Here is a 24,977-nt window from a genome sequence, read left to right as displayed (position 1 = left end):
TGTGGACGACGCGGCATTGTGGACAACTCCCGGAAGGGACCGGAACCTGCTAGTGACGTCGGAAACCGTTAGCCGCCTGCGCGCCGCCGGCTGCGTCTTCGCCGAGGACGAGGCCGCCGTTCTCACCGAGGCCGCCGGCGATGCCGCGACGCTGGACGCGATGGTCGAGCGCCGGGTCGCCGGTGAGCCACTCGAACAGGTGGTCGGCTATGCCGATTTCTGCGGTTTGCGGGTCCGCCTGCGCCCCGGCGTCTTCGTCCCCCGGATGCGCAGCGAGCTGCTCGTGCGTCTGGCGCTGAGAAGCGCGAAACAGCAGAGCGTCGTCGTCGACCTCTGCTGCGGCTCGGGCGCGCTCGGCATGGCGGTCCACCACACGCTGCCGGACATCACCCTGCACGCCGCCGACCTGGATCCGGTCGCGGTGGCCTGCGCCCGAGAGAACCTGCGAGCCGGCGTCCACCAGGGCGATCTCTACGACGCGCTGCCCGCCCATCTCCGCGGGCGCATCGACGTGCTGATCGCGAACGTCCCCTACGTCGCGACCAGGCACATCGCTTTCCTCCCGGCCGAGGCACGCGACCACGAGCCACACACCGCCCTGGACGGCGGCGACGACGGCCTCGCGATCTTCCGGGCCGTGGCGGAGCGGGCGCGGGAGTGGCTCTCGCCCGGCGGGGTGCTGCTTTCCGAGATCACCGAGGCGCAGTCGGCGGCCGCGATCGCGATCGCCGATGGGAATGGATTGACGGCGACCGTGGCCAGCGACGATGATCTCGACGCCTACGCGATCATCGCCCGGCCGGTACCGGCGCGATAGGGCCATTCGGGAGACGGATGTGGGCCTGTTACGAAGGATCACCCGCGCCCGGCTGGCACGCCGGCTGGTCCGCCGGTTGCGCCGCGGCGGCGCCCGGGACGCGCGCTGGTCACGCCGTACCCTCACGATCCGATTCACCGCGCCCGGCGACACCGAGCCGACGGTACTGCAGGTGCGGCCACTGCTGACCCGCCGGATCAATCGGCGGCAACTGGACGTCTTCGTGGCCGGGCTTCTGCGTACCCCTGGCCTGCCCGCGGATTGGCGCGCTGCCGCGCCCCTGCTGCGCCCGGTCCTGCGCGGTGGCGCGCCTGGCGCGCCACTGCGCAGGCCGGCGCTGCCGTTTCTCTCCGAGTTCGTCGTGGTCGATCATCCGGAGACCATGACGTACGTGACTCCCGACCAGCTGGCGGCCTGGGACGTCTCGGCCGATCGGGTCTTCGCGGCAGCCCGGTCCAACCTCTCCGGCGCGGTGCTGCACGGGGTGGCGACCGGCCCGGTGGTGGTGCGGTTCGTCGACGACGGCGACGCGTACTGGACCTCGCACCTGCTTCTGGAGGGATGGCTGGCCCGGCTGGAGGGGCAGGTCGGCGGAGTGCCGGTGGCGTTCGCGCCGGAGCGGGGCACCCTGCTGGTGACGGCGGACGGCAGCGCCCACCTGGCGGGTCTGTTCGTGCAGGCGGAGCAGATCTTCATGGAGTCCACCCGGGCGCTGAGCCCGATGGCGTACGTGAGCGACGAGAACGGCTGCACGGTGCCGTACCCCGCGCCGCCCGGGCACCCGCTGCACCACCTGGCCGACCGGGCCGAGCGGCTGCTGGCAGCACGCTCCAAAAACAAGCACTAGGCCCGGCGGTGGATGACCACCCCGGCCAGACCCGGCCCGGTGTGCGCCGCCACGACCGCGCCGACCTCGGTGAGGTAGCAGTCCCGCATCCGCTCACCCAGCCGCGTGCTGATCGCGTCGACAAGAGCGCTCGCCCGATCCGGTGTGCCGAGGTGATGCACCGCGATGTCGGCCTCGCCGTCACCGGCCGCCTCGACGGCAAGGTCGACGAGCCGGGTCAGCGCGCGGCCGGCGGTGCGGACCTTGTCGCGGACCACGATGGCGCCGTCCGCCACGTGCAGGATCGGTTTCACCGACAGGGCCGTGCCGACCAGGGCTGATGCCGCGCCGATCCGGCCACCCCGGCGGAGGAACTCCAGCGTGTCGACGTAGAAGAAAGTGCTCACTCGCGACGCGTGATCGGCAGCGGTTACGCGTACCGTCTCGAGGTCTTGATTTTTGGCGGCCGCCGAGGCTGCCGCCAAGGCGGGAAAGCCCAGGCCCATCGCGGCTGTTCCGCTGTCGACGACCTGGACCTGCGGTCCGATCTCGGCCGCTGCCAGCTGTGCAGCCTCGTAGGTGCCGGAGAGTTTCGCGGAGATGTGGATGGAAACCACACCGTCGGCGCCGGCATCGAGAAGCCGGCGGTACGCGGTGACGAACTGCGACGGAGCGGGGCGTGACGTGCTGACCGCGGCCCGGCGGGTGCCGAGCACGCGGGCGACCTCGGCCGGTGAGATCTCGAGGCCCTCAAGACCGTCCCAGCCGTTGATGACGACGGTGAGCGGCACGATGGTCAGGTCATACGTGCCGCTCAACTCGGCCGGCAGGTACGCGGTGGAGTCGGTGACTACCGCGATGGTCATGCAGGCAAGGTACTTGATGAAGGTGAGGGTCAGCCCGCGGCCACGGAGGAGACCTTGAACGGCTCGCCCTGCTGGCAGGTCGTCATGAGGTCCGGCTCGGACTTGCCGGTCACGGTGATCTGGTCACCCGCTTTGACGGAACCCTTCTGGGCGGCGTCGCTGAAGACCAGCAGGTGGCCGTCGAGCAGCAGACAGCCGGGCTCGACACCTGCGGTGATCTTGCCGGTCAGCGTGGTCGTGCCTCCGTCACCGGACGGCTTGCCAGGAACGCTGGGCTCGACGGTGGTGGCCGACTCAGGGGTTGCGGAGGCCGGCGCGGGGGCGCCGGTCTCGGTCCCGGTGTTGTTCGCGCAGCCGGCGGAAAGCGCCAGGAGCAGCGCGACGGGGACGACGCTTCGACGAATCAACATGATTGTTGGACGTTACCGGAGTCGCCCCGGTTCCCTCAGACCGGAGGTGGCACCGGTCGATCCGTGAAGACACCGACGTTGTACGCCGCCAGCTGCCAGCCACGGCTGCCGTCCTGGGTCAGCTCCACCCAGTGACAGTTCTGCAGGGCGCGCAGCGTGCGGACCTGCTCGATCGGCCAGCCGAGCAGGTGCCCGATGCCCTGACGAGCGGCCGCGCCGTGCGTGGCGACCACGACGAGCGAGCCCAGCCGAGCCGCGTCCTGGAACCCGTCAGCGACTCGTTTGCCGAGGTCGTCGAGGGTTTCCACGTCACCGCCGACGACGTCGTTGCCGGCTTTCCAGCGGGCGTATTCGTCGGGGCGCTGCTCCGCCACCTCGGCCGTGGTCAGGCCCTGCCAGACGCCGAAGAACCGCTCGCGGAGCCGCTCGTCGTAACCGACCTGCTGCCCGGTGAGCGCGGCAAGCGCGGCAGCGGTGTCCGAGGCCCGGCGCAGGTCGCTCGCGACGATCGCGTCCGGCGCCAAGGCGGCCAGCAGCGTCGCCGCTTCCGCGGCCTGCCGGCGCCCGAGGTCGTTGAGCGGCACGTCGGTCTGCCCCTGGACACGCCCTGCGGCGTTCCAGTCGGTGTTGCCGTGCCGCCAGACGATAAGACGGGTGGTCACGCTTCGGGAGAGGCCGCGCCGGCATCGACCATGTCACGGTCGACGAACGGAATTGTCGGGCAGTCTTTCCACAACTTGTCCAGGGCGTAGAACTCGCGCTCCTCGGTGTGCTGCACGTGCACCACGATGTCGACGTAGTCCAGCAGGACCCAGCGGCCCTGGCGCTCGCCCTCGCGGCGCACCGGCTTCGCTTTCTCCGGCAGATTGACGAGCGCTTCCTCGATGGCGTCGACGACCGCGACGACCTGACGCTCGTTGGACGCCGAGGCGATCACGAACGCGTCGGTGATGTAGAGGTGGTCGCCCACGTCGATGATGGTGATGTCCTGTGCCTTCTTGTCCGCTGCTGCCTGAGCGGCTGCCAGCGAGAGTTCAAGAGCGCGTTCGTTGACGGGCAAAGGAGTCCCCTCGGTCAGATGCTAGGACTTAAAGCGTCTCACACCTGGTCGGTTATCCCCGAGTCCCGATAGAGCCCCCGCTTGTTGATGTATTGCACGACACCATCCGGCACCAGGTACCAGACCGGTGAGCCGGAAGCGACCCGGTTCCGGCAGTCGCTCGACGAGATGGCCATGGCCGGAACCTCGACCAGGGTCACGCTGTCCTCCGGAAGACCCGCGCCGGAGAGCTCGAAGCCGGGCCTGGTCACCCCGATGAAGTGGGCGAGACGAAGCATCGTCATCGCGTCCTTCCACGACATGATCCGGCCGAGGGCGTCGGCGCCGGTGATGAAGTACAGCTCGGCGGACTGCCCGTAAACCGCACGCATGTCGCGCAGGGTGTCGACGGTGTACGTCGGCCCGTCCCTGTCGATGTCGGCCCGGCTCACGTGGAAACGCGGGTTGGACGCGGTGGCGATGACCGTCATGAGATACCGGTCCTCGGCGGGCGAGACCTTGCCCTTCTGGTACGGCTCACCGGTCGGGACGAACATCACCTCGTCCAGGTCGAAACGCGCCTGCACCTCGCTCGCCGCGACCAGGTGACCGTGATGGATCGGGTCGAAGGTGCCACCCATGATTCCCACACGCCGTCCGGACATCAGAGAAGAGTAGCTGTCCAGTCAGTTGTCGAGGCGTTTGCGGACAGCTGTCAGCAGGTCGGTCGCGGTGAACGGCTTCTCCAGCAGGGTCACGCCCTCTTGGAGGGTGCCCTCGGAGGCCAGGACCGGGTGGGCATAACCGGACATGTACAGCACCCGGGTCCCCGGCCGGACCCCGGTGAGCCGCTCGGCCAGCTCGTTGCCCAGCATCCCGGGCATCACCACGTCGCTGACCAGCAGGTCGATCTCGCCGTCGTGCCGTCCGGCCAGGTCCAGCGCCTGCGGGCCGCCCTCGGCACAGATCACCCGGTACCCGGCGCCGGTGAGGATCCGCCCGGCCACATCCCGCAGCGCGTCCTCGTCCTCGACGACCAGCAGTGTCTCTCCGCGTCCCCCGGTCTCCGGCCGCTCGGCGGGATCCTCCTCGGGCGCGAGTTCGGCGCCGCCCGGCAGCAGCACGGTCACCGTGGTGCCGAGCCCGACCTCGCTGGTGATGCCGACCTCGCCGCCGGCCTGCGTGACGATGCCGTACACGGTGGCCAGGCCCAGTCCGGTGCTCTCCGGGCTCCCCTTCGTCGTGTAGAACGGCTCGAAGGCGCGTTCCAGCACGTCAGTGGGCATCCCCCGACCTGTGTCGGTGATCCGTAGCCGTACCTCGTCGTCCAGCCGGCCGGTGTCGATCACCACGTTGCCGCCGGCCGGCATCGCGTCGCGGGCGTTCAGCGCGAGGTGGACGAGCAGCTGCTCGATCTGGGCCGGGTCGCAGTTCACCGCCGGCAGGCCCGGCTCCAGCCGGAGGATCAGCCTGATGTGATCACCGAGAGTACGGCAGATCAGCTCCCGGACACCGGCGATCAGCGCGTTCAGGTCCAGCGGCATCGGGCGGACCACCTCGCGCCTGGCGAAGGCCAGCAGCTGGTGGGTGAGGTCGGTGCCGCGCTGCCCGGCTTTCACCACCTGTTTCGCGTCGGCGGCGATCATCGAGGCGTCCGGGTCGGCGGACTCCGCCTCCTCGATGACGAAGTTCGCATAGTTGAGGATCACGCCGAGCATGTTGTTGAAGTCGTGCGCGATGCCGCCGGCAAGCTGGCCCAGGCTCTCCAGCCGCTGGCTGCGGTGTGCCTGTGCCTCGGCGCGCAGCCGTGCCTTCTCCGTCTCGGCGTTGAGCCGCTCGGTGATGTCACGGACCACCGCGACGGCGAGCCGGCCCTGCGGCGTCACGATGATCGTGGTGGAGGACTCGCACGGGAACTCGGTGCCATCCTTGCGCCGCGCGGTGGTGCAGACCGTGCCGATCGAGCCCGGCGACGACTCCTGCATGAGCCGCTTGCGCTCAGCGAGAAGGGTCCGGGCGTGGTCGGTCAGCAGCACCTCGACGGTCTGCCCCTCCAGCTCCGCCCGGCGCCAGCCGTACAGCTGCTCGGCCCGTTCGTTGATCAGCACGATCCGGCCGGCGTCAATCACCAGAATCGCATCGGGTGCGGCCTGCAACAGGCCGCCGGCCAGCTCCTCGGACCACTCCACGCGCCCACCCCACCCCGTCGTCCTCAGGCTACGAGGTCACGGGGGCAGGAACGGACGAAATCCGATCAACCGCGAGCAGCCAGAGCACGCCGCATGTCGTCGTCGGCGTCCTGCACGACCCGGCGCAGGATCGGGCTGAGACCCGGCTGGTCCAACAGCTCGGCGGCCAGCCGCCGGGTCTGTTCCGAGACAGCCACATCCGGGTACGCGGCCATCGCCGCCCGCTCCGCGCTCATCCCACTGCGCACCCGCATCATCTCGGGCATCTCGGCGAAATAGCGTTCCACGTAACCGGCCAGCAGTCCGAGCTGCTCCGGCTGCCAGAAACCGGCCGCGGTGAGCTCGGCGAGACGGTTGGAGAGCGACCCGTCGGCGACCACGGCGTTCCAGGCGGTGTCCTTGGCGGCCGGGTCCGGCAGCGCGGCCCGGCAACGGGCGGCCCACTGCTCGCCGCTGGCGCTGCGGTCGGAGTCCAGCTCGGCGTCGATCGCCTCGGATCCGGACGCGCCGAGCACCGCGAGCCGGTAGTGCAGAAGCCAGCGCAGGTCGGCGTCGACGACAAGCCCCGCCGGTACGCTCTCGCCGGCCAGCCAGCCACGCAGCCGGGACACCTCGGTGGTGGCGCCGATCAGGCCACGAGCCGCGGCGAGCTGGCCGGAGCTGCCGGCCGGTGACGCGGCGAGCAGCCGGTCGGCGGCCTGGGCCACGAGTTCCAGCGCGGCCGGGCGGGTCTCCGCGGTGGCGTACCTGTCGACCAGGCCCCGGGTGGCGCGCAGGACGTCCTCGACGATCACCACCTCGGTCTCCGTGGGCAGCGCGGCGAGCACCAGGGTGACCAGTTCGGCGACCGGGCGTTCGCCGTCGACCACGGCGTCCAGGGTGGCGGCCCAGATGACCGCGCGGGGCAGCGAGTCCTCGATCAGCGGCAGCAGCTGCGGCACGGCGGCCGCCGAGTCGTCGTCCAGCCGGACCTTCGCGTACGTCAGGTCGCCGTCGTTGAGCAGCAGCAGGGCGGCAGCGGGCTCACCAGCGAGATCGGTGATCACGGTACGCCCGGACGCGTTCAGCTCCACCTCAAGATGACGCCGTCGCACCACGGTGCCGTCGGCGCCCTTGTCGAACAGACCGAGCCCGACCCGGTGCGGCCGCAGAGTCGGGTAATCCGCGGGGGCGGTCTGCACCACTGCCACCTCGGCGTAGTTCGCCCCGTCCTTGCGTACCTCGGTGCGCAGCGTGTTGACCTGGGCCCGGCGCAGCCACACCTCGGCCCAGCCGGACAGGTCCCGGCCACTGGCCTTGGACAGCGCCGAGAGCAGGTCGGCCAGGGTGGCGTTGCCGTACGCGTGTGCCTCGAAGTGCGCGTTCAGCCCGGCCAGGAACGCCTCGTCGCCGAGCCAGGCGACCAGCTGCTTGAGGACGGCGGCGCCCTTGGCGTACGAAATGCCGTCGAAGTTCAGCAGGGCCGCGTCGGTGTCGGTGACCTCGGCCGGCGCCACCGGGTGGGTGGACGGACGCTGGTCGGCCCGCAGCCCCCACGCCTTGCGCTGCATCGCGAACGTGGTCCAGGTCCCGTGATAGCGGGTGGCCTCGGACGCGACCCGGGTGCCCAGATATTCGGCGAACGACTCGTTCAGCCAGAGGTCGTCCCACCAGGCCATGGTCACCAGGTCGCCGAACCACATGTGCGCCATCTCGTGGGCGATCACGTTGGCCCGGTGCTCCCGCTCGCTCTCGGTGATCACCGAGCGGGGAATGAACTCGTCGCGGAAGACCACGAGGCCGGGGTACTCCATGGCGCCGAAGTTGAACTCCGGCGCGAACGCCTGCTGGTAGTGCCCGAACGGGTACCGGATCTCGAACATCTCGTGGAACCGGTCCAGGCACTGCTTGGTGATCTCGAAGATCTCGTCGGCCTCGGCGTCCAGGTGCTCGGCGAGCGCGGCCCGGGCGTAGAGCGCCAGCGGGATCCCGTCATGCTCGTCGGTGCGCACGTGGTACCGCCCGGCGATCAGCGAGGCCAGGTACGTGGAGATCCGCTCGGTCGGCGCGAACTCCCAGCGTCCGCCGTCGCGGGACACCAGCATGCCGTTTGTCGCGACCGTCCACTCCTCCGGAGCCACGACGCTGACCTGCCAGGACGCCTTCAGGTCGGGCTGGTCGAAACAGGGCAGCACCCGGCCGCCGTTGTTGATGAAAAGGTGCTGGTAGAGGTAGACGTTCCCGTCCGCCGGGTCGGTGTACCGGTGCAGGCCCTCGCCGTCGATCGAGTACCGCATCAGGGCCTCGACGGTCAGCTCGTTGCTCTCCGCCAGGCCGGTCAGGCTCAGCCGGCCGGCACCGACCGCCGCCGGGTCCACCGGAGCGCCGTTCAGGCTGATCGAGATGATCTCGGCGGGCTCGAACTCCAGGAACGTGGCCGCGCCGGCCCGGGCACGGAAACGGACGACCGCGCGCGATCGGAACGTGTCGCCGTCAGCGGTGACATCCAGGTCGACGTTATAGGTCTCGACGTCGACGACGGACGCCCGCTCGGCGGCCTCGGCACGGGTCAGGGTGGGCATGACAACATCATGCCCGCCGGAGGGCGCTGCCCGCGCAGGGGCACCGGAGACTGTGCGTACCCTTGCAAGGAGCTCTCGTGGCACTCACCCGCGATGACGCTGAATCACGAATTCCGGGAGAAGTCCGCGCGCCTGTACCGGACGCGAGCCGACCGACCCGGTCTCTTACGGCGCTCTCAAGCGTGAGGTGACCGACGCGATCGAGTCGCTGCTCGCGCCCATCCGGGCGCGGCCCGGGTGCGTCCGACTGCCACAGCGACGGTACGCCGGACGCGCACCGCCATCGGATTACTGAACTAACGCGGGCAGGGTCTTCTCGAAGCACAGGTTGCGCGGATCCCCGTAAGCGGGAATCCGCGCGTAACCGGACGACTGGTACAGCCCGATCACGGCACGCATGTGCGCCGCGGTCTCCAGCCTGATCACCTGGCGGCCGGCGGCGAGCGCCTCCTCCTCCAGGGCGACGATCATCTGCCGGCCCAGTCCGCGGCCCCGGTGCGCCGGGCGGACGAACATCCTGGTGATCTCGGCGACCCCGGCGTCACGCGCCTGCCAGCCACCGCAGGCGACACCCCTGCCGTTGACCACACCGACCAGGTACGCCACGTCATCGTGCGGTTCGAATATCCGGGCGCCCGCCCCGGCGACGGCGACCGCCAGTTCCCGCTGCTGAGCGGTGATGAGGGCGGCCAGTTCCGGGTCCAGCGCGGGGCGGGTCTCGATCAGCACGGAGGTGACTGTAGGTGACGACCATTTCCAAAGGGTTGCCGAGAACTGGCCTATGCCCTATTCGCCGGTGTCGCCCTCGTCATCGTCGTCCTCGGTCACGAGCACCGGAACGTGCGAATTCTTGATGCTGGTGACGGTGCCGTCAGAGGACATGTGCTGGATCTCGTCCTCGGAGCGGACCCGGCGGGCCTTGCGGGCCGCGAGACGCTGGTGTGCGCTCGGCCGGGTGTCGAGCTCCTCAAGACGGGAGTCGGTGCCGCGCGGGCCGGAGACGTACTCGCCGGCGTTCGGCGCCCAGTCGAACTCGCGGGTACCGATGCGGACCGCGTCGCCGGCTTTCGCGCCCTTCTTGCCCAGCATGGTTTCGACGCCGAGCCGGTCCATCCGGTCGGAGAGGTAACCGACGGCCTCGTCGTTGTCGAAGTTCGTCTGCCGGACCCACCGCTCGACCTGGGTGCCGCGGATGACGAAAACGCCGTCCGCGTCCTGCTCGATCGTGAAGCCGGCGTCGTCGACAGCGCGTGGGCGCAGCACGACACGGGTGACTTCCTCGACCGGCTTGTTCGCCCGGAAGTCGGCGACCATCTTGGCGAGGGCGTAGCCGAACTCCTTGAGGCCCTCGCGGGTCACCGCACTGACCTCGAAGACCTGGTAACCACGGGCCTCCAGGTCGGGGCGGACCATCTCGGCGAGGTCCCGGCCGTCCGGAATGTCGATCTTGTTGAGCACCACGATCCGCGGCCGGTCCTCAAGACCGCCGTACGCCGACAGCTCGGCCTCGATCGCGTCCAGGTCGGCGAGCGGGTCACGCTCGATCTCCGGCGCCGCCGCGTCGAGCACGTGCACCAGCACCGAGGTGCGCTCGATGTGCCGCAGGAACTGCATGCCGAGGCCCTTGCCGGTGGCCGCGCCCGGGATCAGGCCGGGCACGTCGGCGATGGTGAACGTCGCCTCGCCGGCCTGCACCACGCCGAGGTTCGGCACCAGGGTGGTGAACGGGTAATCGGCGATTTTCGGCTTGGCCGCCGACATCACCGAGATCAGGGAGGACTTGCCGGCCGACGGGAACCCGACCAGGCCGACGTCGGCGACGCTCTTCAGCTCCAGTACGACGTCGATCTGGTCGCCCGGCTCGCCCAGCTCGGCGAAGCCCGGCACCTTGCGGCGGGCGTTCGCCAGCGACGCGTTACCGCGGCCGCCACGGCCGCCACGGGCCACCTCGAACTCGGTGCCGGCGCCGACCAGGTCGGCGAGCACCTCGCCGTCCTCGGTCATCACGACTGTGCCGTCCGGCACCTTCAGGATCAGGTCCCGGCCGGTCGCGCCGTCCCGGTTCGACCCCGCGCCGCCGGCGCCGCTGTTGGCTTTCACATGCGGGTGGAAGTGGAAGTCCAGCAGGGTGTGCTGCTGAGCGTCGACGACGAGCTTGATGCTGCCGCCATGCCCGCCGTTACCACCGTCGGGGCCGCCGAGCGGCTTGAATTTCTCCCGGTGAACGGAGGCACAGCCGTGCCCGCCGTCACCCGCCTGCAGATGCAGAACGACCCGGTCGACGAACGTGGTCACCTTCAGCACTCCTCTTACCCGGCCGGCGTTGACGGCCGGTTCGAAAACAACAGCGGGCCGCGGACCCGAGGGTCCACGGCCCGCTGTAGAGAAAAACTACTCCGCGACCGGCACGATGCTGACGGTCTTGCGACCACGCTTCGTGCCGAACAGCACGTTGCCGGCGGACAGCGCGAACAGCGTGTCGTCGCCACCACGGCCAACGAGGTCGCCCGGGTGGAACTTCGTCCCACGCTGACGGATCAGGATTTCGCCGGCGCTGACCAGCTGACCACCGAACCGCTTGACGCCAAGGCGCTGAGCGGCGGAGTCACGGCCGTTACGCGAGCTGGATGCACCCTTTTTATGAGCCATGGCTGCGCCTACTTCCCGCTCTTGATGCCGGTGACCTTGACGCGGGTCAGCGGCTGACGGTGCCCCTGGCGCTTGTGGTAACCGGTCTTGTTCTTGAACTTGTGGATCCGAATCTTCGGTCCCTTGGTGTGCTCGGCAATCTCGCCGGACACCGTCACGCTGGCAAGCTTGGCCGCATCGGTCACCAGGTTGTCACCGTCGACGAGAAGCACCGCGGCCAGGGTCAGAGCATCGCCGGGCTGACCCACGAGCTTCTCAACCTCGATCACGTCGCCCTCGGCAACCTTGTACTGCTTGCCGCCGGTCTTGACGATCGCGTACATCGACGCGGACTCCCTGAGACTTGCGCAGCCAAAGAGCTGCTGGCGGATATTGCTGGGTTAATGCTTGTGGCTCCGGCAGGCGCTTGTGAGGCGCGCACGGAACGGGTGCCCGGAAAGGCACCGTCGGCAAGACTACTTCATCGCAGGCCCGAGACCCAAACCGGGCCGTCACTCACGTCCGCAGGCTTTGTCCAGCGTGGCGTGCAGACCAACCAATTTCTTGTCGTCGAGGTCGGCCAGATCACCCTTGAGGGCCGTCACCTGGTCGCCCATCGCGGCGAGAGCCTTCTTCAATCCGGAGTCGGCGGCCAGCTTCGACATGTCGAGCAACGCGTAGGAGAAGTTCTCCACGTCACGGGTGGCCTTCTGCTCCGCATCGGTCTTGGCCTGGCCGGACAGCTGCAGAACCCGGTTGTAGTCCTCGATGAAGATCTTGCCGAACTCGGCGCTGGTCCGGGACGCCTGAGCGCAGATGGCCTCGGTGTCGGCGGCCAGAGCGGCGTCACCGGCCTTTCCGGACACCTTGCTCGCCGTGGGGTCGGCGGCAGCGCCGGGATCGGTGGCGCCCGTGGTGGACGTCGCCTCGGCAGCGGTGCCGGCCACTGTCGAGCCGGCGCCGGCCGCCGGGGCCGCGGTCGTGCCGGAGTCGTCGCCGGAGCAGCCTCCGACGGCCAGGAGCAGGGCGGACAGACCCGCCGCCGCGTACAGGTGGGTTCGCATGACTCGGTCTCCTCGGGGGGCAGGGATCGATCCCGCCGAGGGTAACCGAAAACTTTCTTTACAGCTAACAAAGAAAACCGGCCGGCTGTCACCGTGTGACAGCCGGCCGGTTTCTAGATCGTCAGGGGCGGGTGCGGCGGCGGGTGCCTCCGCGACGGGACCGGCGGCGGGTGCCCGTGCCGGCGCCGACCGCGTCGTCCTCGTCCTCTTCGTCCTCTTCCGCGGCGTCCGGGTCGTCGGCGCCGACCAGACGCAACGGCTCAGCCTCCTCGACCGGGTATTCCACGCCGTTGGCCTCGGCCGCGTCGCCGTTCGTCTCCGGCGCGGCGAAGCGGGACAGGTCGTAACCGCTGATGTCGTAGTCCCCGCCGTCGGACGAGGTGACCACCGGCTTCACCGGGCGCGAGATGATCCCCGAGCCGGCGACCGGCGGCGCTGCCACCGGCGGCACGACGACCACAGCGGGCTGGGTTTCGACGACCGGCCGGGTCTCGGCGATCGGCGCGACGGGATCGGCCTCCACCTCGGCGGTCTCCACCGGCGTCACGACCTCGACCGTCTCGGCCTGGACACCGTTGTCACCGCCCCGGCGACGACGCTGCTTGCTGCTCGGCGCCTGCTGCTGCTGCTGTTGCTGCGGCGGAGCTTCGGTACGCACCGCGGCCGCCACCGCCTTCACCTGGGTGCTGGCGCCGCCACCGCCGTTGGAGCGCTTCTCCGGCACCGGCTCGGGGTGAACGATCACGCCCCGGCCCTTGCAGTGGTCACAGGTCTCGCTGAACACCTCGAGCAGACCCGAGCCGATCCGCTTGCGGGTCATCTGGACCAGGCCCAGCGAGGTGATCTCGGTTACCTGGTGCTTCGTCCGGTCCCGGCCCAGGCACTCGGTGAGCCGCCGCAGCACCAGGTCACGGTTGCTCTCCAGCACCATGTCGATGAAGTCGATCACCACGATGCCACCGAGGTCGCGCAGCCGCAGCTGACGCACGATCTCCTCGGCCGCTTCCAGGTTGTTGCGGGTGACCGTCTCTTCCAGGTTGCCGCCGGCGCCGGTGTACTTACCGGTGTTGACGTCGACCACGGTCATCGCCTCGGTCCGGTCGATCACCAGGTGACCACCGGAGGGCAGGAAGACCTTGCGGTCCAGAGCCTTCATGATCTGCTCGTCGATGCGGTACTCGGCGAACGCGTCGGCCACACCGGTGTGCCGGCGGAGACGCTCCACCAGGTCCGGGGAGACCGAGTCGAGGTATTCCTCGATCTCGGCGTACGCCTGCTCGCCCTGCACCACGAGGTCTCGGAAGTCCTCGTTGAACAGGTCGCGGACCACTCGGATGACCAGATCCGGCTCCTCGGACAGCGCACGCGGCGCGTTGCCCTCGGCGGCACGGGCCTGGATGTCCTCCCACTGCGCCTGCAGCCGCTTCACGTCGCGGGCCAGTTCGTCCTCGCTGGCGCCCTCGGCCGCGGTACGCACGATCACGCCCGCGCCGTCCGGAACCAATTTCTTGAGGATGTCGCGGAGCCGCTTGCGCTCGTTGTCCGGCAGCTTGCGGCTGATCCCGGAGGCGTTGCCGTTCGGCACGTAGACCAGGTGACGGCCGGAGAGCGCGATGTGGCTGGACAGCCGGGCGCCCTTGTGACCGATCGGGTCCTTGGTGACCTGGACCAGCACCGAGTCGCCGGAACGCAGCGCCTGCTCGATCGAGCGGGCACGGCCCTCCAGGCCGGTGGCGTCCCAGTTCACCTCGCCGGCGTAGAGCACGGCATTACGGCCGCGGCCGACGTCGACGAACGCCGCCTCCATGCTCGGCAGCACGTTCTGCACCTTGCCGAGGTACACGTTGCCGACCATGGTGCCGGAGGTGGCCCGGGCGACGTAGTGCTCGACCAGGATGCCGTCCTCGAGGACCGCGATCTGGGTGCGGTCGGCTTTCTGCCGCACGACCATGACCCGGTCGACCGCCTCGCGGCGGGCCAGGAACTCCGACTCGCTCAGGATCGGCGGGCGGGTCCGGCGCTGCTCGCGGCCGTCCCGGCGACGCTGACGCTTGGCTTCCAGGCGGGTCGAGCCGGAAACGCCCTGCACCTCGTCGGAGGTGCGGCGGGGCTCGCGGACCCGGACCACGGTGTGCACGCCGTCCTCGATGCCCCCGACCTCGGCGTCACCACCGGCGCCCTTACGACGCCGGCGACGGCGGCGGCGGGTGACCCCGTCACCCTCGCTGTCCTCGCCGTCCTCGTCGCTGTCCTCGGCCGAGGCCTCGGTGGGCTCGGCGTCCGATTCCTCGTCCTCGGCGTCCTGCTCGTTCTCGTCGGACTCGTCCGTCGGGCCCTTGCCGCGGCCACGGCCACGACGGCCACGACGGCGGCGGCGGCGGGCGCCGTCCTCGTCCTCGGAGTCGTCGTCAGCACCGTCCTCGGCGTCGTCCGCGGACTCGTCCTGCTCCTCGAGAGCAGGCTCCTCGACCACGACGGCGAGCTCGGCCGGCTCCTCGGCAGCGCCGCGACGGCGGCGCCGGGACCGACGGGTGACCTCGGCCGGAGCCTCGGCGACGGGCTCGGCCTCGGCGGCGACGGTCTCGGCCGGCACGGCGGCGATCGCCTCGGCGACCGGCTCGGCCGGAGGCTCAGCGGCGGCGCCACGGCGACGACGGCTCGCCGGCGCGGCGGCCGGCTCGGCCTCGGACGGGTCCGGCGGCATGAACAGCACAGCGGGCGGAAGGGCGGCACGACGGGCCCGTGACGGGCGGGCCGGCTGCTCCTCCACGAAGTCGTCGTCGAGCGGCAGGATGCCGATCACCGGGACACCGGCGGACCGGGCAGCCGAAGCCGCCTGGATGGCGGCATCCGCGAGCAGCTCTTCCTCTGCCTCTGCCTCAGCCTCGGACAGGGCTGCGACGGGCTCGACCGGGTGTTCGAAAATCGGTGCCGGCTCGGTCACCGGCTCCAGCAGGACCGGAGCGGCGACCTTGCGGCGGCTGCGGGTCGCCCTCTTCACCGGAGCGGGGGTCTCCGCAACCGGAGCGGGGGTCTCCGCAACCGGCTCGGCCTCGGTCTCCGCGACAGCCTGGGTCTCCGAAGCGGCCTCGACCGGAGCCTCGGCGGCCGGGGCAGCGACCTTGCGGCGGCTGCGGGTCGCCTTCTTGGCCGGAGCCGGGGCGGGAGCCTCGGCGACCTCGGCGGCCGGGCCGGCCGGGACCTCAGCGGCTGGCTCCTCCGTCACCTCGGCCGGAGCCTCGGCAGCCGGAGCAGCGACCTTGCGGCGGCTGCGGGTCGCCTTCTTGGCCGGGACCGGAGCCTCGGTCGCTGCTGCCTCAATGGCAGCACCGGGCTCGGCCGTGCCAGGATCGGCCACACCGGGATCGGCCACACCGGGATCGGCTGCGGCCGAGTCGCCGAACAGGGCGGCGGGCTCCTCCGGCGGAGGGGCTGCCGCTTTGCGACGCGGGGCACGCGTCCGGCGAGCAGGGGTGGTGGTGGCGGCATCTCCGGGCGGAGTGACTGCTCCGTCCCGTTCACCGCCCGGGTCTCCCAGGTTCACTGGGGGCTCGTTATCGAGCATGGGGCGCTCTCCAGTTCTCGGCGACCCCGGGCGCGGGTAAGCGCTGCCACGCAGGATCGCTGCAAAAGTGTTTCCGGGCCCGGCCGATGCGGACGGGCTGCCGAAGTCTGCCAACGAACACCAACCGGAACCCGGTCAGCGTCCTCCGATGCCGGCGCCCTCGCGATCCGCGTCCAACGGATCGACGATATCCCCCTGCGCGGTGAGTGAGCCCTGGGCCAGCCGGGTTACCCGTGGGGGGACCGGCGGCTCCAGGCCGGCCACCACGCGCAGGCCGGAAAGGACGTCATCGGGCCGAACGGCGGGTGTCACCTGCCGTACGACAAGGTCGATTATCGCACACGGTACTCCCGTAGCCCCGGAAGGTAGGTCTGCCTCCTCCGTCACTATGCACCGGACGACCGCCGCGCGCGCGTCGAAGGATCGACGGCCCTGCTTGGTCATGCGCTCGACCAGCACTTCCTGGGCCTCATTGAAGGCCGCCACGGCGTCCTGCGCGGCTTTCGGCTCGACCTGGAAAAGTTCGAGCCGCCACCGCGAGGCGTCGATCCGGTCGGCCAGGCTGCCCTCGGAGGCGATCACCGCTTCCAAAATGTCGAGGCCCGGGGAGAGCGCCGCGTCGAGAGCGACCCGCAACTGCTCCGGGTCGACCGGGGCCTGCAGCCCGATCTCCAGGTACTCCGCCTCGCTGCCGACGCCGGTGGGCGCCGCGCTCGCGTACGAAATCTTGGGGTGTGGGGTGAAGCCTTGCGAATAGGCGATGGGTACCGCTGCGCGCCGGAGGGCGCGCTCGAAAGCGCGAGCGAAGTCCCGATGTGAGGTGAAACGCAGCGGTCCGCGCTTCGCATAGCGAAGGCGGAGCCGCTGCACCACCGGGGCCTGACCGCCCACGGGTTGGTTCTTCGGGGGAATGGCGTACTCCTAAGCGGGAACCCGCAGAGAGTTCACGGGGGTCAAGGGAAGCAGCTTCTTGCCGGTGGGACCGATCTGGATCTCGGTGTCCATCGCCGGGCAGACGCCGCAGTCGAAGCATGGGGTCCAGCGGCAGTCGTCCTGCTCGAACTCGCTCATCGAGTCCTGCCAGTCCTGCCAGAGCCAGTCCTTGTCGAGGCCGGAGTCCAGGTGGTCCCAGGGCAGGACCTCCTGCTCCTCACGCTCACGCGTGGTGAACCAGTCCAGGTCGACGCCGAAGCCCGGAAGCACCTCGGCACAGGCCTCGACCCAGCGGGAGTACGAGAAGTGCTCTGACCAGCCGTCGAAACGGCCGCCCTTCTCCCACACCCGGCGGATCACCGCGCCGACCCGGCGGTCGCCGCGCGACAGCAGGCCCTCGATCAGCGAAGGCTCACCGTCGTGGTAGCGGAAGCCGATGGCGCGGCCGAGCGAACGGTCACTGTTGATCGCCTGCTTGAGCATCCTGAGGCGGCCGTCGATGACCTCGGGGGTGTCCATTTTCGCCCACTGGAACGGCGTGTGCGGTTTCGGCACGAAGCCACCGATCGACACCGTGCAGCGGATGTCCTTGGTGCCGGCGGCCTCGCGGCCGGCCCGGATCACCTCGTGCGCCATGTCGGCGATCTCGAGGACGTCCTCGTCGGTCTCGCTGGGCAGGCCGCACATGAAGTACAGCTTCACCTGCCGCCAGCCGTTCGAGTACGCCGTCACGACCGTCCGGATCAGGTCTTCCTTGGTCACCATCTTGTTGATGACCTTGCGGATCCGTTCCGAGCCACCCTCGGGAGCGAAGGTGAGACCGGTACGCCGGCCGTTGCGGGACAGCTCCTGCGCCAGGTCGATGTTGAACGCGTCGACCCGGGTGGACGGCAGCGACAACGAGACGTTGGTGTCGGCGTACTGCTCGGCCAGGCCGGAGCACATGTCACCGATCTCGGAGTGGTCCGCGCTGGAGAGCGAGAGCAGGCCGACCTCGTTGAAGCCGGAGAACTCCAGGCCTTCCTTGACCATCTGACCGACAGTGGTGATCGAGCGCTCCCGCACCGGGCGGGTGATCATGCCGGCCTGGCAGAAGCGGCAACCCCGGGTGCAGCCGCGGAAGATCTCCACGGCGTACCGCTCGTGGACCGTCTCGGCGAGCGGGACCAGCGGCTTCTTCGGGTACGGCCACGCGTCCAGGTCCATCGTGGTGCGCTTGGAGACCCGGAACGGGACGTCCGGACGGTTCGGCACAACACGCTGGATCCGGCCGTCCGGCAGGTAGTCCACGTCGTAGAAGCGCGGGACGTAGATGCTCTCGGTCCGCGCCAGGCGCAGCAGCAGCTCGTCACGGCCGCCCGGGCTGCCCTCCGCTTTCCACTCCCGGATGATCCCGGTGATCTCGAGGACCGCCTCCTCGCCGTCGCCGAGAACGGCAGCGTCGATGAAGTCCGCGATCGGTTCCGGGTTGAACGCGGCGTGGCCGCCGGCCAGCACCACCGGGTCGTCGTCGGTGCGGTCCGCGCTGAGCAGCGGGATGCCGGCCAGGTCGAGCGCGCTGAGCAGGTTGGTGTAACCCAGCTCGGTTGCGAACGAGATGCCGAACATGTCGAAAGCCTTCACCGGGCGGTGCGCGTCGACGGTGAACTGCGGAACGCCGTTCTCCTTCATCAGCGCCTCGAGGTCCGGCCAGACCGCGTACGTCCGCTCGGCCAGCACGTCCGGCTGCTCGTTCAGCACCTCGTAGAGGATCTGGACGCCCTGGTTGGGCAGCCCCACCTCGTAGGCGTCCGGGTACATCAAAGCCCAGCGGACGACGGTGTCGTCCCAGTCCTTGACAACGGCACCGAGCTCGCCGCCCACGTACTGGATCGGTTTGCTGACCCTGGGCAGCAGCTGCTCGAGCTGCGGGAAGACTGAGTTGACGCTCATGGGTCTCCAGGGTACGCGAGGCTAACGGTCCAACTCCGCTGCGGCCCTTTCCAGATCGGTGGACAGCAGGTCGGCCCGGAACGAGCAGAGCTGCAGGGTCATCCGGGCGGCGCCGCGCTCCCCGACGACCAGCTTGATCGGCTTACCCCGATCGTCCAGGTCGCCCACGATGAAGTCGAGCAGCCGGACACCGGCGCTGTCCAGGAACGAGACCGAGGTCAGGTCGATCAGCACGGCGTCCGCGTCGGTGGTGTGCGCCACGATGGCCCGCCCGATGTCGTTCGCGTTCGCCAGGTCGATCTCGCCCTTGAGGTGGACCAGCTCGGCGATGCCGAGCTGGGAGAAGCTCACCCACTGGTCGGTCATGACGACTCTCCTCCACGGTGCCGGCGCATGGTCACCGTCGTCCCCTCGCCTCGGTCGAAGAAGACCTCGTCCATCGAGTCCTCGATCAGCTGCAGCCCGCGCCCGCGGGCGAAGTCGGTGCCCGGGCCTCGCCAGCTGCCCCGGTCGCTGACCCGGACCTCCACGGCGTCCAGACTGACCGTCGCCGACACGTCGACCACGCCGAACGGGTCGTCGCGGTACCCGTGCTCGATCGCGTTCGCCACCGCTTCCGAACAGGCCAGCAGCACCGCGTTCACACAGTCCGGGTCGACGCCGTGCCCGACCAGCCAGCCGCGCAGGTCGGCGCGGAGCAGCGAGATCTGCAGCGGGTCCGCGCCGATCGAGCGTTCCAGCCGCTCCTCGGTGCCGAGCGTGAGGCAGAGCAGGCAGACGTCGTCGCCGTGGTCCCGGCCGACCATGGTGTCGGCGAGGCCCGCGGTCAGGCCCTTGAGCGGCGCGTCGCGGCGGCGCGCGTACTCCCGGGCGAGGATTTCGAAGCCGCGGTCGATCGGGCGGGCCCGGCGCTCCACCAGGCCGTCGGTGTAGAGCAGCAGCCGGCTGCCGGCGGCCAGCCGCACCTTGTGCTCGGTGCGGCGGCGGTCGCCGGCCCGGGAGCCGATCGGCGCGGAGCGGGCCTGCAGGAGGTACTGCGGCGAGCCGGCCGGCTCGTGCAGCAGCGGGGGCAGGTGGCCGGCGCAGGCGTACGAGAACTCGCTGCTCATCAGGTCGATCTCGCCGTAGACGACGGTCGCCATCCGGGCCGAGTCGACCCGCTCGCAGAACCGGTCGAGCTGCTCCAGCAGCCGGGCCGGTCCGTGCTCGGCGGACGCGAGCGCCCGGATCGCGCTGCGCAGCTGGCCCATCGTGGTGGCCGCGTCGATGCCCCGGCCGACCACGTCGCCGACCACCACGGCCAGCTTGTTCGGGGTGATCAGGAACGCGTCGAACCAGTCGCCGCCGACCTCGAGGTCCTGCGCGGCCGCCTGGTAGAACGTCTCCATCGCGAAGCGCGGGTCCCCACCGGGCACGTCCGCCGCCAGCAGGCTGCGCTGGAGCGTGCGAGCGATGGCCCGTTCCTGCTCGTAGAGGCGGGCGTTCTCCAGCGCGAGCCCGGCCCGGTCGGCGAGATCTCGCAGGAACATCCGCTCGGCCTCGGCTCCGCGGCGGTCCGGCGCCATCCGCAACGCGAGGGTGCCGAGCACCCGGCCACGAGCGGTAAGCGGCAGCACCGTGCAGCCCAGGCCGTCGCCGTCGGCCGCGAAGATCGGCTCGGTCTTGCTGGTCGCCTCGGCGACGCGTTCGGCGAGCAGGTCCGGGTCCGGCGGCGGGCTGCCGAGGTCCTCCAGCAGACCGGCCGGGCCGACCTGGAGCCGGACCGCGGCCCAGTCGGCGATCTCCGGTACGACCCGCTCCACCAGGCGGCGGGCCCGCTGCAGCAGGCGGTGCTCCTCTTCCAGCGACCGGGTGGTGCGCGCCAGGAAGTTCGCTCGGTCCTCGCGCCGGCGGGCGTCGTCGTAGAGCCGGGCCCGGTCCAGCGCCTGACCGGCCTGCTGGCCCAGCAGGCGGATGACCCGCAACTCGCCGTCGCTGAGCGAGCGCTCCTCGCGGAAGCTGAACGCCAGGACGCCGAGCACCGCGATGGCCTGATCGTCGCCGGAGCCGGTGGTGAGCGGCAGCAGCACGACCGACTGGCGGCCGGAGCGGCGCATCGACTCGGCGAGGTCCGGGAAGTGCTCGACCGCCTCGGCCATCGAGCCGATCACGTGCAGGTCACCGCGCCGGGCCACGGCCGCCACCGCGCGCGGCGACGAACGCGGCATGTCGTCCCAGTTGCCGGTGGTCGGATCGGTGGACGCGACCGCGACCAGCTGGTCACGCTCCACGTCCACCAGATAGATGCTGGTGCTGGCCGCGGCGAAGGCCGGCTCCGGCGCGCGGACGACAGCCTCGGCCACCTCGGCCTCGGTCGGTGCCGCGGACAGATCGGCCACTATCTGCTGAAGAACCCGGACACGCTGCTCCGAGGCCTCGGCCTCGCGCCGGGCCGCGAGCAGCTCTCGTTCGTAACTGCGCCGCTCGGTGGCGTTGAAGACCATCGTGCGGATGAGCCGCGGCGCGCCGCCGGCTCCGCGTTCCAAGGCCGAATTCACGAGTACGGGCAGACGACGCCCGTCCTCACACACGACCTCGAGCGCGATCTCGTGCACCTCGTTCTGCATCGACAGCAACGGTGCGTAATGGGTCTCGTGGTAGATCTTGTCACCCGCCGTGAGCAGGTCCCGAAACCGTCGGTGACCGATCAAGGCGGCTCGTGTGTGTCCCGTCCATGCCAGGAACGTCTCGTTGACCCGGACGATGGTGCCGTCCGGCAGCGTCGTGAGATATCCGCACGGCGCATGCTCGTAGAGGTCTTCCGGATCGTCGTCCCAGGGCAGTCGTAACTCTTGTGTCACGTCCGGCCCACCAGTCTCGCTCACGCCACTGCTCCGCCGATCATGCCCGCTGTCTACAACCAGGACTTGATCGCGTCAACCGTTTCCTGTGGAGCGCTCAGATTCGGACAGTGACCGGTCGCGTTCAAAACCTGGAATGTGCTCTCCGGAGTGTGCTTGTGGACGTACTCACCGACCACCGTGGGAGCGATGACGTCGTCGGAGCACTGGAGGATCAGCGACGGCACCCTGGCCTTCGGCAGATCGGTCCGGTTGTCGGAGAGGAACGTGACCCTGGCGAATTTCTTGGCGATCGCCGGGTCGGTGCGGCAGAAGCTGTTGGTGAGTTCCTCACCGAGTTCCGGCCGATCCGGGTTACCCATGATCACCGGGGCCATCGCGCTGGACCAGCCGAGGTAGTTGCTGTCCAGCGACTCGAGCATCTCCTCGATGTCGGGACGGCCGAACCCACCGAAATATCCGTCGGTGTCGTCGTTGATGTACCGCGGCGAGGGGCCGATCATGACGATGCCGGCGAATCGCTCCGGCTCCTTGTTCGCGGCGATCAGGCCGATCATCGAACTCACCGAGTGGCCGACGAAGACGACGTCGCGCAGGTCGTGCTCGTGCACGATGTCCAGGACGTCCTCGGCGTATCCCTCAAGGCTGGAGTGGCGGTCGTCGCTGTACGCGGACAGGTCGGATTTACCGTTGCCGACGTGGTCGAAGAGCACGATCCGGTACGTGTCCTCGAACTCCGGCGTGACGAAACGCCACATGTTCTGGTCGCAGCCGTACCCGTGGGCGAACAGCATGGGCCGGCCGGACTCGGCCCCGCTGAAGGTGACGGCGTTTCTCTGCGTAGTGCTCATGCGCAACAAACCCTCCGGGCGGAGCGGGGCCGGTGAGCGGAATCTCCGAGGGGTGGTGACTCCGGGCACTTTCCGCCCGTGTCGAGCCGGGCGGATGACAAGTCCGGGTAACCATACGACTCCGGAGCGTCCCGCACATCGCCCTCGTTGTCCGCCATTCGTGTCGGGAGTCCGGTTCCGGCCTGGCCGTCCCGCTGGCGCACCCGCTCTAACCTGGGAGAAGACGTTCGGCACCTGGGGGCACAGGAGGAGATCGAAAAATGGCCGACAACAAGCCGGTCGAACCGACTCTGGCCGCCGGAATGACCGAAGAGGTGACTTTGCCGGAGAAGGCGGATATCCCGGATTCCGGGGACCCGGCCACGCTCAGTCTGCCGCCGGTCCAGCCGCGGTGGAGCGGCGCGGCGGCGGTTCCGGACAGCGGGCCCAAGCGCTCGGCCTGGAGCCGGCTGCGCGACCGGGTTACCGGTGGCGGCGGCCGGGACACCGACGACGAGTGGCCGACCTTGCCGGCCGTCGATCCGTGGGCCGACCAGCCGACCCAGGTCTGGGACGAGGCGTACAGCTCGGTGGGCGTACCCATGCAGGAGATGCCACCGACGCGCCTGGATGGAACCAAGGTCGAGGTTCCGGCGGCGGAAGCCGCCGGTGACGGGCGGGCGGACCGGGTGGCCGCGCTGAACGCTCGGCTGGATGCCGCGGCGGCCGCGGCGGATGTCGTGGAGAAGAGGGCGGCTGAGGCGGCGAAGGCCGCGGCTGCCGCGACGGCGGCCAAGGCAGAGTCGGCGCGCGCCACCATCGCGAAGCTGCTGGCCGAGAAGGCCGAGGCGAAGGCGAAAGCGGAAACCGAGGCGAAAGCGAAAGCGGAGGCCGAAGCGAAAGCGAAGGCGGAGGCTGCCGCGCGGCCGAGTTTTCCGGCGCCCGGGACCTATCCGCCGCCGGCCGGTGGCAGCGGGTTGCCGCCGCTGGCACCGCGCACTCCCCCGGCACCGCGCACTCCCCCGGCACCGCGCAAGACGTTCTCCCTGCGCAAGCCGAGGCCGGCAACCGCGCAGACCCGTCCTCAGGTGCCGATCCAGCCGCGCCGCCCGGCGCCCCCGCCGCCGGCGCCCTGGCTCGCCAAGCCGCCGAAACGGCGGAGCTTCATCCGCCGCACCCTGCGCCGGATGACGATGCTCGCCGTCTTCAGCCTGGTGCTGTGCTGCGCCCTGCCGCTGGCCTACTGGCAGATTCCGGCCGCCCGGCAGTTCCCGGTCAGCGCGGTCCTGCCGGACACCTTCTCGGACCTGAGCCTGCGGGACAGCTCGTCGGCGCGGCAGGCCGTCGACCGGCTCGCCGAGCAGCTGCAGGACGCCGGATCGTCGGGTGACGCGTTCGCCGGGGTCTACGCGGACGGCAACGGCAAGCGGGTCACGCTCTTCGGCGCCACCGGGTTCCGGCTGACACCGGGCTCGGACGTCTCGGCACAGCTGGACCGGCTCACCGGCGAGCTGAACCTGTCCGACGTGACCGATTACGACACCGGTGAGTTCGGCGTGCACCAGCAGTGCGGCATCGGCCGGCTCGACGGCACGTCGGTGGTGGCGTGTGCCTGGGCCGACCACGGCAGCCTCGCCACGGTGCTGCTCACCCGGCGGTCACTCGACGAGAGCGCCACGCTGGTGAGCCAGCTCCGTGACGAGGTGTTGCAGGCGCCGTTGCAGGGACTGGTCTAGGAAGCGCTCTCTTCGCGCTTCGGCGCGTAACGCGGAACGTATTCCTGGCCGGTCAGTTTCTGGATCTCGGCCATCACCTGGTCGGTGAGCTCCCGCAGCGAGGTGCGGTCGTCGGACCGGCCGATCGTGTCGATCGGCTTGCCGAATTTCACCGTGACCGTGTCCCGCATGAGTTTCGGAGCGAGGCGGCCGATCGGCTGCACCTTGTCGGTGCCGAGCATCCCGACCGGGATGATCGGCACCCCGGCGCCGACCGCGAGCCGGGCCACGCCGGTGCGGCCGCGGTAGAGCCTGCCGTCCGGCGAGCGGGTGCCCTCGGGGTAGACGGCGACCAGGTCACCACCCTTGAGGGCCGGGATCGCGGCGTCGAACGCGGTGAGCGCGGCACGGCCACCGGCCCGCTCGACGCGGATGGCGCCGAGGCCTTCCATCAGCTTGCGGTTGAGGAAGCCTTTGACGCCGGTGCCGGTGAAGTAGTCGGACTTGGCCCAGAAGGCCAGGTGACGCGGCACCACAGTGCCGAGGAAGAGCTCGTCCGCGACGGAGAGGTGGTTGCCGGCGAAGATCGCGCCGCCACTGGTCGGAATGTGCTCGATGCCTTCGACGGTCGGCCGCCAGCCAGTCATCAACGTCGTCCCGATGATGACCTTGCCGATTGAGTAGAGCAGCGGCAACTCGTCCTCCGGAGCACACCAGGTGCGAAGTAGGGATGGGGGTGTTGTGAGGTTATCGGACCAGGGC

The 24,977-nt window shown here is 70.0% G+C and carries 22 protein-coding genes; 3 read left to right on the top strand and 19 right to left on the bottom strand.

Annotated elements, in window-relative coordinates; all coding sequences use genetic code 11:
- Window positions 1–46 precede the first annotated feature (46 nt).
- On the top strand, window positions 47–817 hold the full coding sequence (locus ACQP2E_RS05965; protein ID WP_433833788.1) for a putative protein N(5)-glutamine methyltransferase: 771 nt from the start codon (window positions 47–49) through the stop codon (window positions 815–817).
- A 19-nt stretch (window positions 818–836) separates the two neighbouring features.
- Window positions 837–1,664 (top strand): hypothetical protein, encoded by an 828-nt coding sequence (locus ACQP2E_RS05960; protein ID WP_433828856.1) that lies wholly within the window; start codon window positions 837–839, stop codon window positions 1,662–1,664.
- Here the strand turns inward: ACQP2E_RS05960 and ACQP2E_RS05955 are convergent.
- From ACQP2E_RS05955 to ACQP2E_RS05870, 18 genes are all read right to left on the bottom strand, one after another.
- Complete coding sequence (locus ACQP2E_RS05955; protein ID WP_433828855.1) at window positions 1,661–2,509, bottom strand: DegV family protein; 849 nt, start codon at window positions 2,507–2,509, stop codon at window positions 1,661–1,663. The two genes, ACQP2E_RS05960 and ACQP2E_RS05955, sit on opposite strands and share 4 nt — an antisense overlap.
- A 29-nt stretch (window positions 2,510–2,538) precedes the next feature.
- Window positions 2,539–2,919, bottom strand: coding sequence for a hypothetical protein (locus ACQP2E_RS05950; RefSeq protein ID WP_433828854.1), 381 nt, complete (start codon window positions 2,917–2,919; stop codon window positions 2,539–2,541).
- A gap of 35 nt (window positions 2,920–2,954) precedes the next feature.
- The gene (locus tag ACQP2E_RS05945) at window positions 2,955–3,581 is read right to left on the bottom strand and encodes a histidine phosphatase family protein (protein WP_433828853.1); all 627 of its coding nucleotides are present in this window, start codon (window positions 3,579–3,581) and stop codon (window positions 2,955–2,957) included.
- Window positions 3,578–3,979 (bottom strand): ribosome silencing factor, encoded by a 402-nt coding sequence (rsfS, locus tag ACQP2E_RS05940; protein WP_111649117.1) that lies wholly within the window; start codon window positions 3,977–3,979, stop codon window positions 3,578–3,580. Before rsfS ends, ACQP2E_RS05945 begins: the two co-directional genes overlap by 4 nt.
- Before the next feature lie 38 nt (window positions 3,980–4,017).
- The gene (gene nadD / locus ACQP2E_RS05935; RefSeq protein ID WP_111649118.1) at window positions 4,018–4,623 is read right to left on the bottom strand and encodes a nicotinate-nucleotide adenylyltransferase; all 606 of its coding nucleotides are present in this window, start codon (window positions 4,621–4,623) and stop codon (window positions 4,018–4,020) included.
- A gap of 21 nt (window positions 4,624–4,644) precedes the next feature.
- Entirely contained in the window at window positions 4,645–6,147 is a 1,503-nt protein-coding gene (locus tag ACQP2E_RS05930; RefSeq protein ID WP_433828852.1) for an ATP-binding protein, read from the bottom strand.
- 65 nt (window positions 6,148–6,212) lie between these two features.
- Entirely contained in the window at window positions 6,213–8,708 is a 2,496-nt protein-coding gene (gene pepN, locus ACQP2E_RS05925) for an aminopeptidase N (RefSeq protein WP_433828851.1), read from the bottom strand.
- 288 nt (window positions 8,709–8,996) lie between these two features.
- Window positions 8,997–9,437: a GNAT family N-acetyltransferase gene (locus ACQP2E_RS05920; protein ID WP_433828850.1), complete on the bottom strand. Its 441-nt coding sequence runs from the start codon at window positions 9,435–9,437 to the stop codon at window positions 8,997–8,999.
- 57 nt (window positions 9,438–9,494) lie between these two features.
- Window positions 9,495–11,003 carry a GTPase ObgE gene (obgE, locus tag ACQP2E_RS05915; protein ID WP_433828849.1) on the bottom strand — a complete coding sequence of 503 codons (1,509 nt, stop codon included), beginning with the start codon at window positions 11,001–11,003 and terminating at the stop codon, window positions 9,495–9,497.
- Between the two features lie 96 nt (window positions 11,004–11,099).
- Complete coding sequence (gene rpmA / locus ACQP2E_RS05910; RefSeq protein ID WP_433828848.1) at window positions 11,100–11,357, bottom strand: 50S ribosomal protein L27; 258 nt, start codon at window positions 11,355–11,357, stop codon at window positions 11,100–11,102.
- Between the two features lie 8 nt (window positions 11,358–11,365).
- Window positions 11,366–11,680, bottom strand: coding sequence for a 50S ribosomal protein L21 (gene rplU / locus ACQP2E_RS05905; RefSeq protein WP_045743411.1), 315 nt, complete (start codon window positions 11,678–11,680; stop codon window positions 11,366–11,368).
- 168 nt (window positions 11,681–11,848) lie between these two features.
- Window positions 11,849–12,400, bottom strand: coding sequence for a hypothetical protein (locus tag ACQP2E_RS05900; RefSeq protein WP_433828847.1), 552 nt, complete (start codon window positions 12,398–12,400; stop codon window positions 11,849–11,851).
- 121 nt (window positions 12,401–12,521) lie between these two features.
- Window positions 12,522–15,773: an Rne/Rng family ribonuclease gene (locus ACQP2E_RS05895; protein ID WP_433833786.1), complete on the bottom strand. Its 3,252-nt coding sequence runs from the start codon at window positions 15,771–15,773 to the stop codon at window positions 12,522–12,524.
- Window positions 15,774–16,100: 327 nt separating this feature from the next.
- On the bottom strand, window positions 16,101–16,796 hold the full coding sequence (locus ACQP2E_RS05890) for a TIGR03936 family radical SAM-associated protein (RefSeq protein WP_433833784.1): 696 nt from the start codon (window positions 16,794–16,796) through the stop codon (window positions 16,101–16,103).
- Window positions 16,797–16,886: 90 nt separating this feature from the next.
- Window positions 16,887–18,830 (bottom strand): TIGR03960 family B12-binding radical SAM protein, encoded by a 1,944-nt coding sequence (locus ACQP2E_RS05885; protein ID WP_433828846.1) that lies wholly within the window; start codon window positions 18,828–18,830, stop codon window positions 16,887–16,889.
- A gap of 21 nt (window positions 18,831–18,851) precedes the next feature.
- Complete coding sequence (locus ACQP2E_RS05880) at window positions 18,852–19,196, bottom strand: STAS domain-containing protein (protein WP_433828845.1); 345 nt, start codon at window positions 19,194–19,196, stop codon at window positions 18,852–18,854.
- Entirely contained in the window at window positions 19,193–21,694 is a 2,502-nt protein-coding gene (locus tag ACQP2E_RS05875) for a SpoIIE family protein phosphatase (RefSeq protein WP_433828844.1), read from the bottom strand. Before ACQP2E_RS05875 ends, ACQP2E_RS05880 begins: the two co-directional genes overlap by 4 nt.
- 29 nt (window positions 21,695–21,723) lie before the next feature.
- Window positions 21,724–22,521 (bottom strand): alpha/beta fold hydrolase, encoded by a 798-nt coding sequence (locus tag ACQP2E_RS05870; RefSeq protein WP_433828843.1) that lies wholly within the window; start codon window positions 22,519–22,521, stop codon window positions 21,724–21,726.
- A gap of 260 nt (window positions 22,522–22,781) precedes the next feature.
- On the opposite strand from ACQP2E_RS05870, the gene ACQP2E_RS05865 reads away from it, so the two are divergent.
- Complete coding sequence (locus ACQP2E_RS05865; RefSeq protein WP_433828842.1) at window positions 22,782–24,236, top strand: hypothetical protein; 1,455 nt, start codon at window positions 22,782–22,784, stop codon at window positions 24,234–24,236.
- On the opposite strand, the gene ACQP2E_RS05860 is transcribed toward ACQP2E_RS05865, so the two are convergent.
- The gene (locus tag ACQP2E_RS05860; RefSeq protein WP_433828841.1) at window positions 24,233–24,910 is read right to left on the bottom strand and encodes a lysophospholipid acyltransferase family protein; all 678 of its coding nucleotides are present in this window, start codon (window positions 24,908–24,910) and stop codon (window positions 24,233–24,235) included. The genes ACQP2E_RS05865 and ACQP2E_RS05860 overlap by 4 nt on opposite strands.
- Window positions 24,911–24,977 lie beyond the last annotated feature (67 nt).

Origin of the sequence: Actinoplanes sp. CA-015351 (assembly GCF_050955685.1) — a bacterium.
Taxonomy (GTDB): Bacteria; Actinomycetota; Actinomycetes; order Mycobacteriales; family Micromonosporaceae; genus Actinoplanes.
Note: the sequence above shows the minus strand (reverse complement) of the source record. Positions and strands in the feature narration are given on the sequence as shown.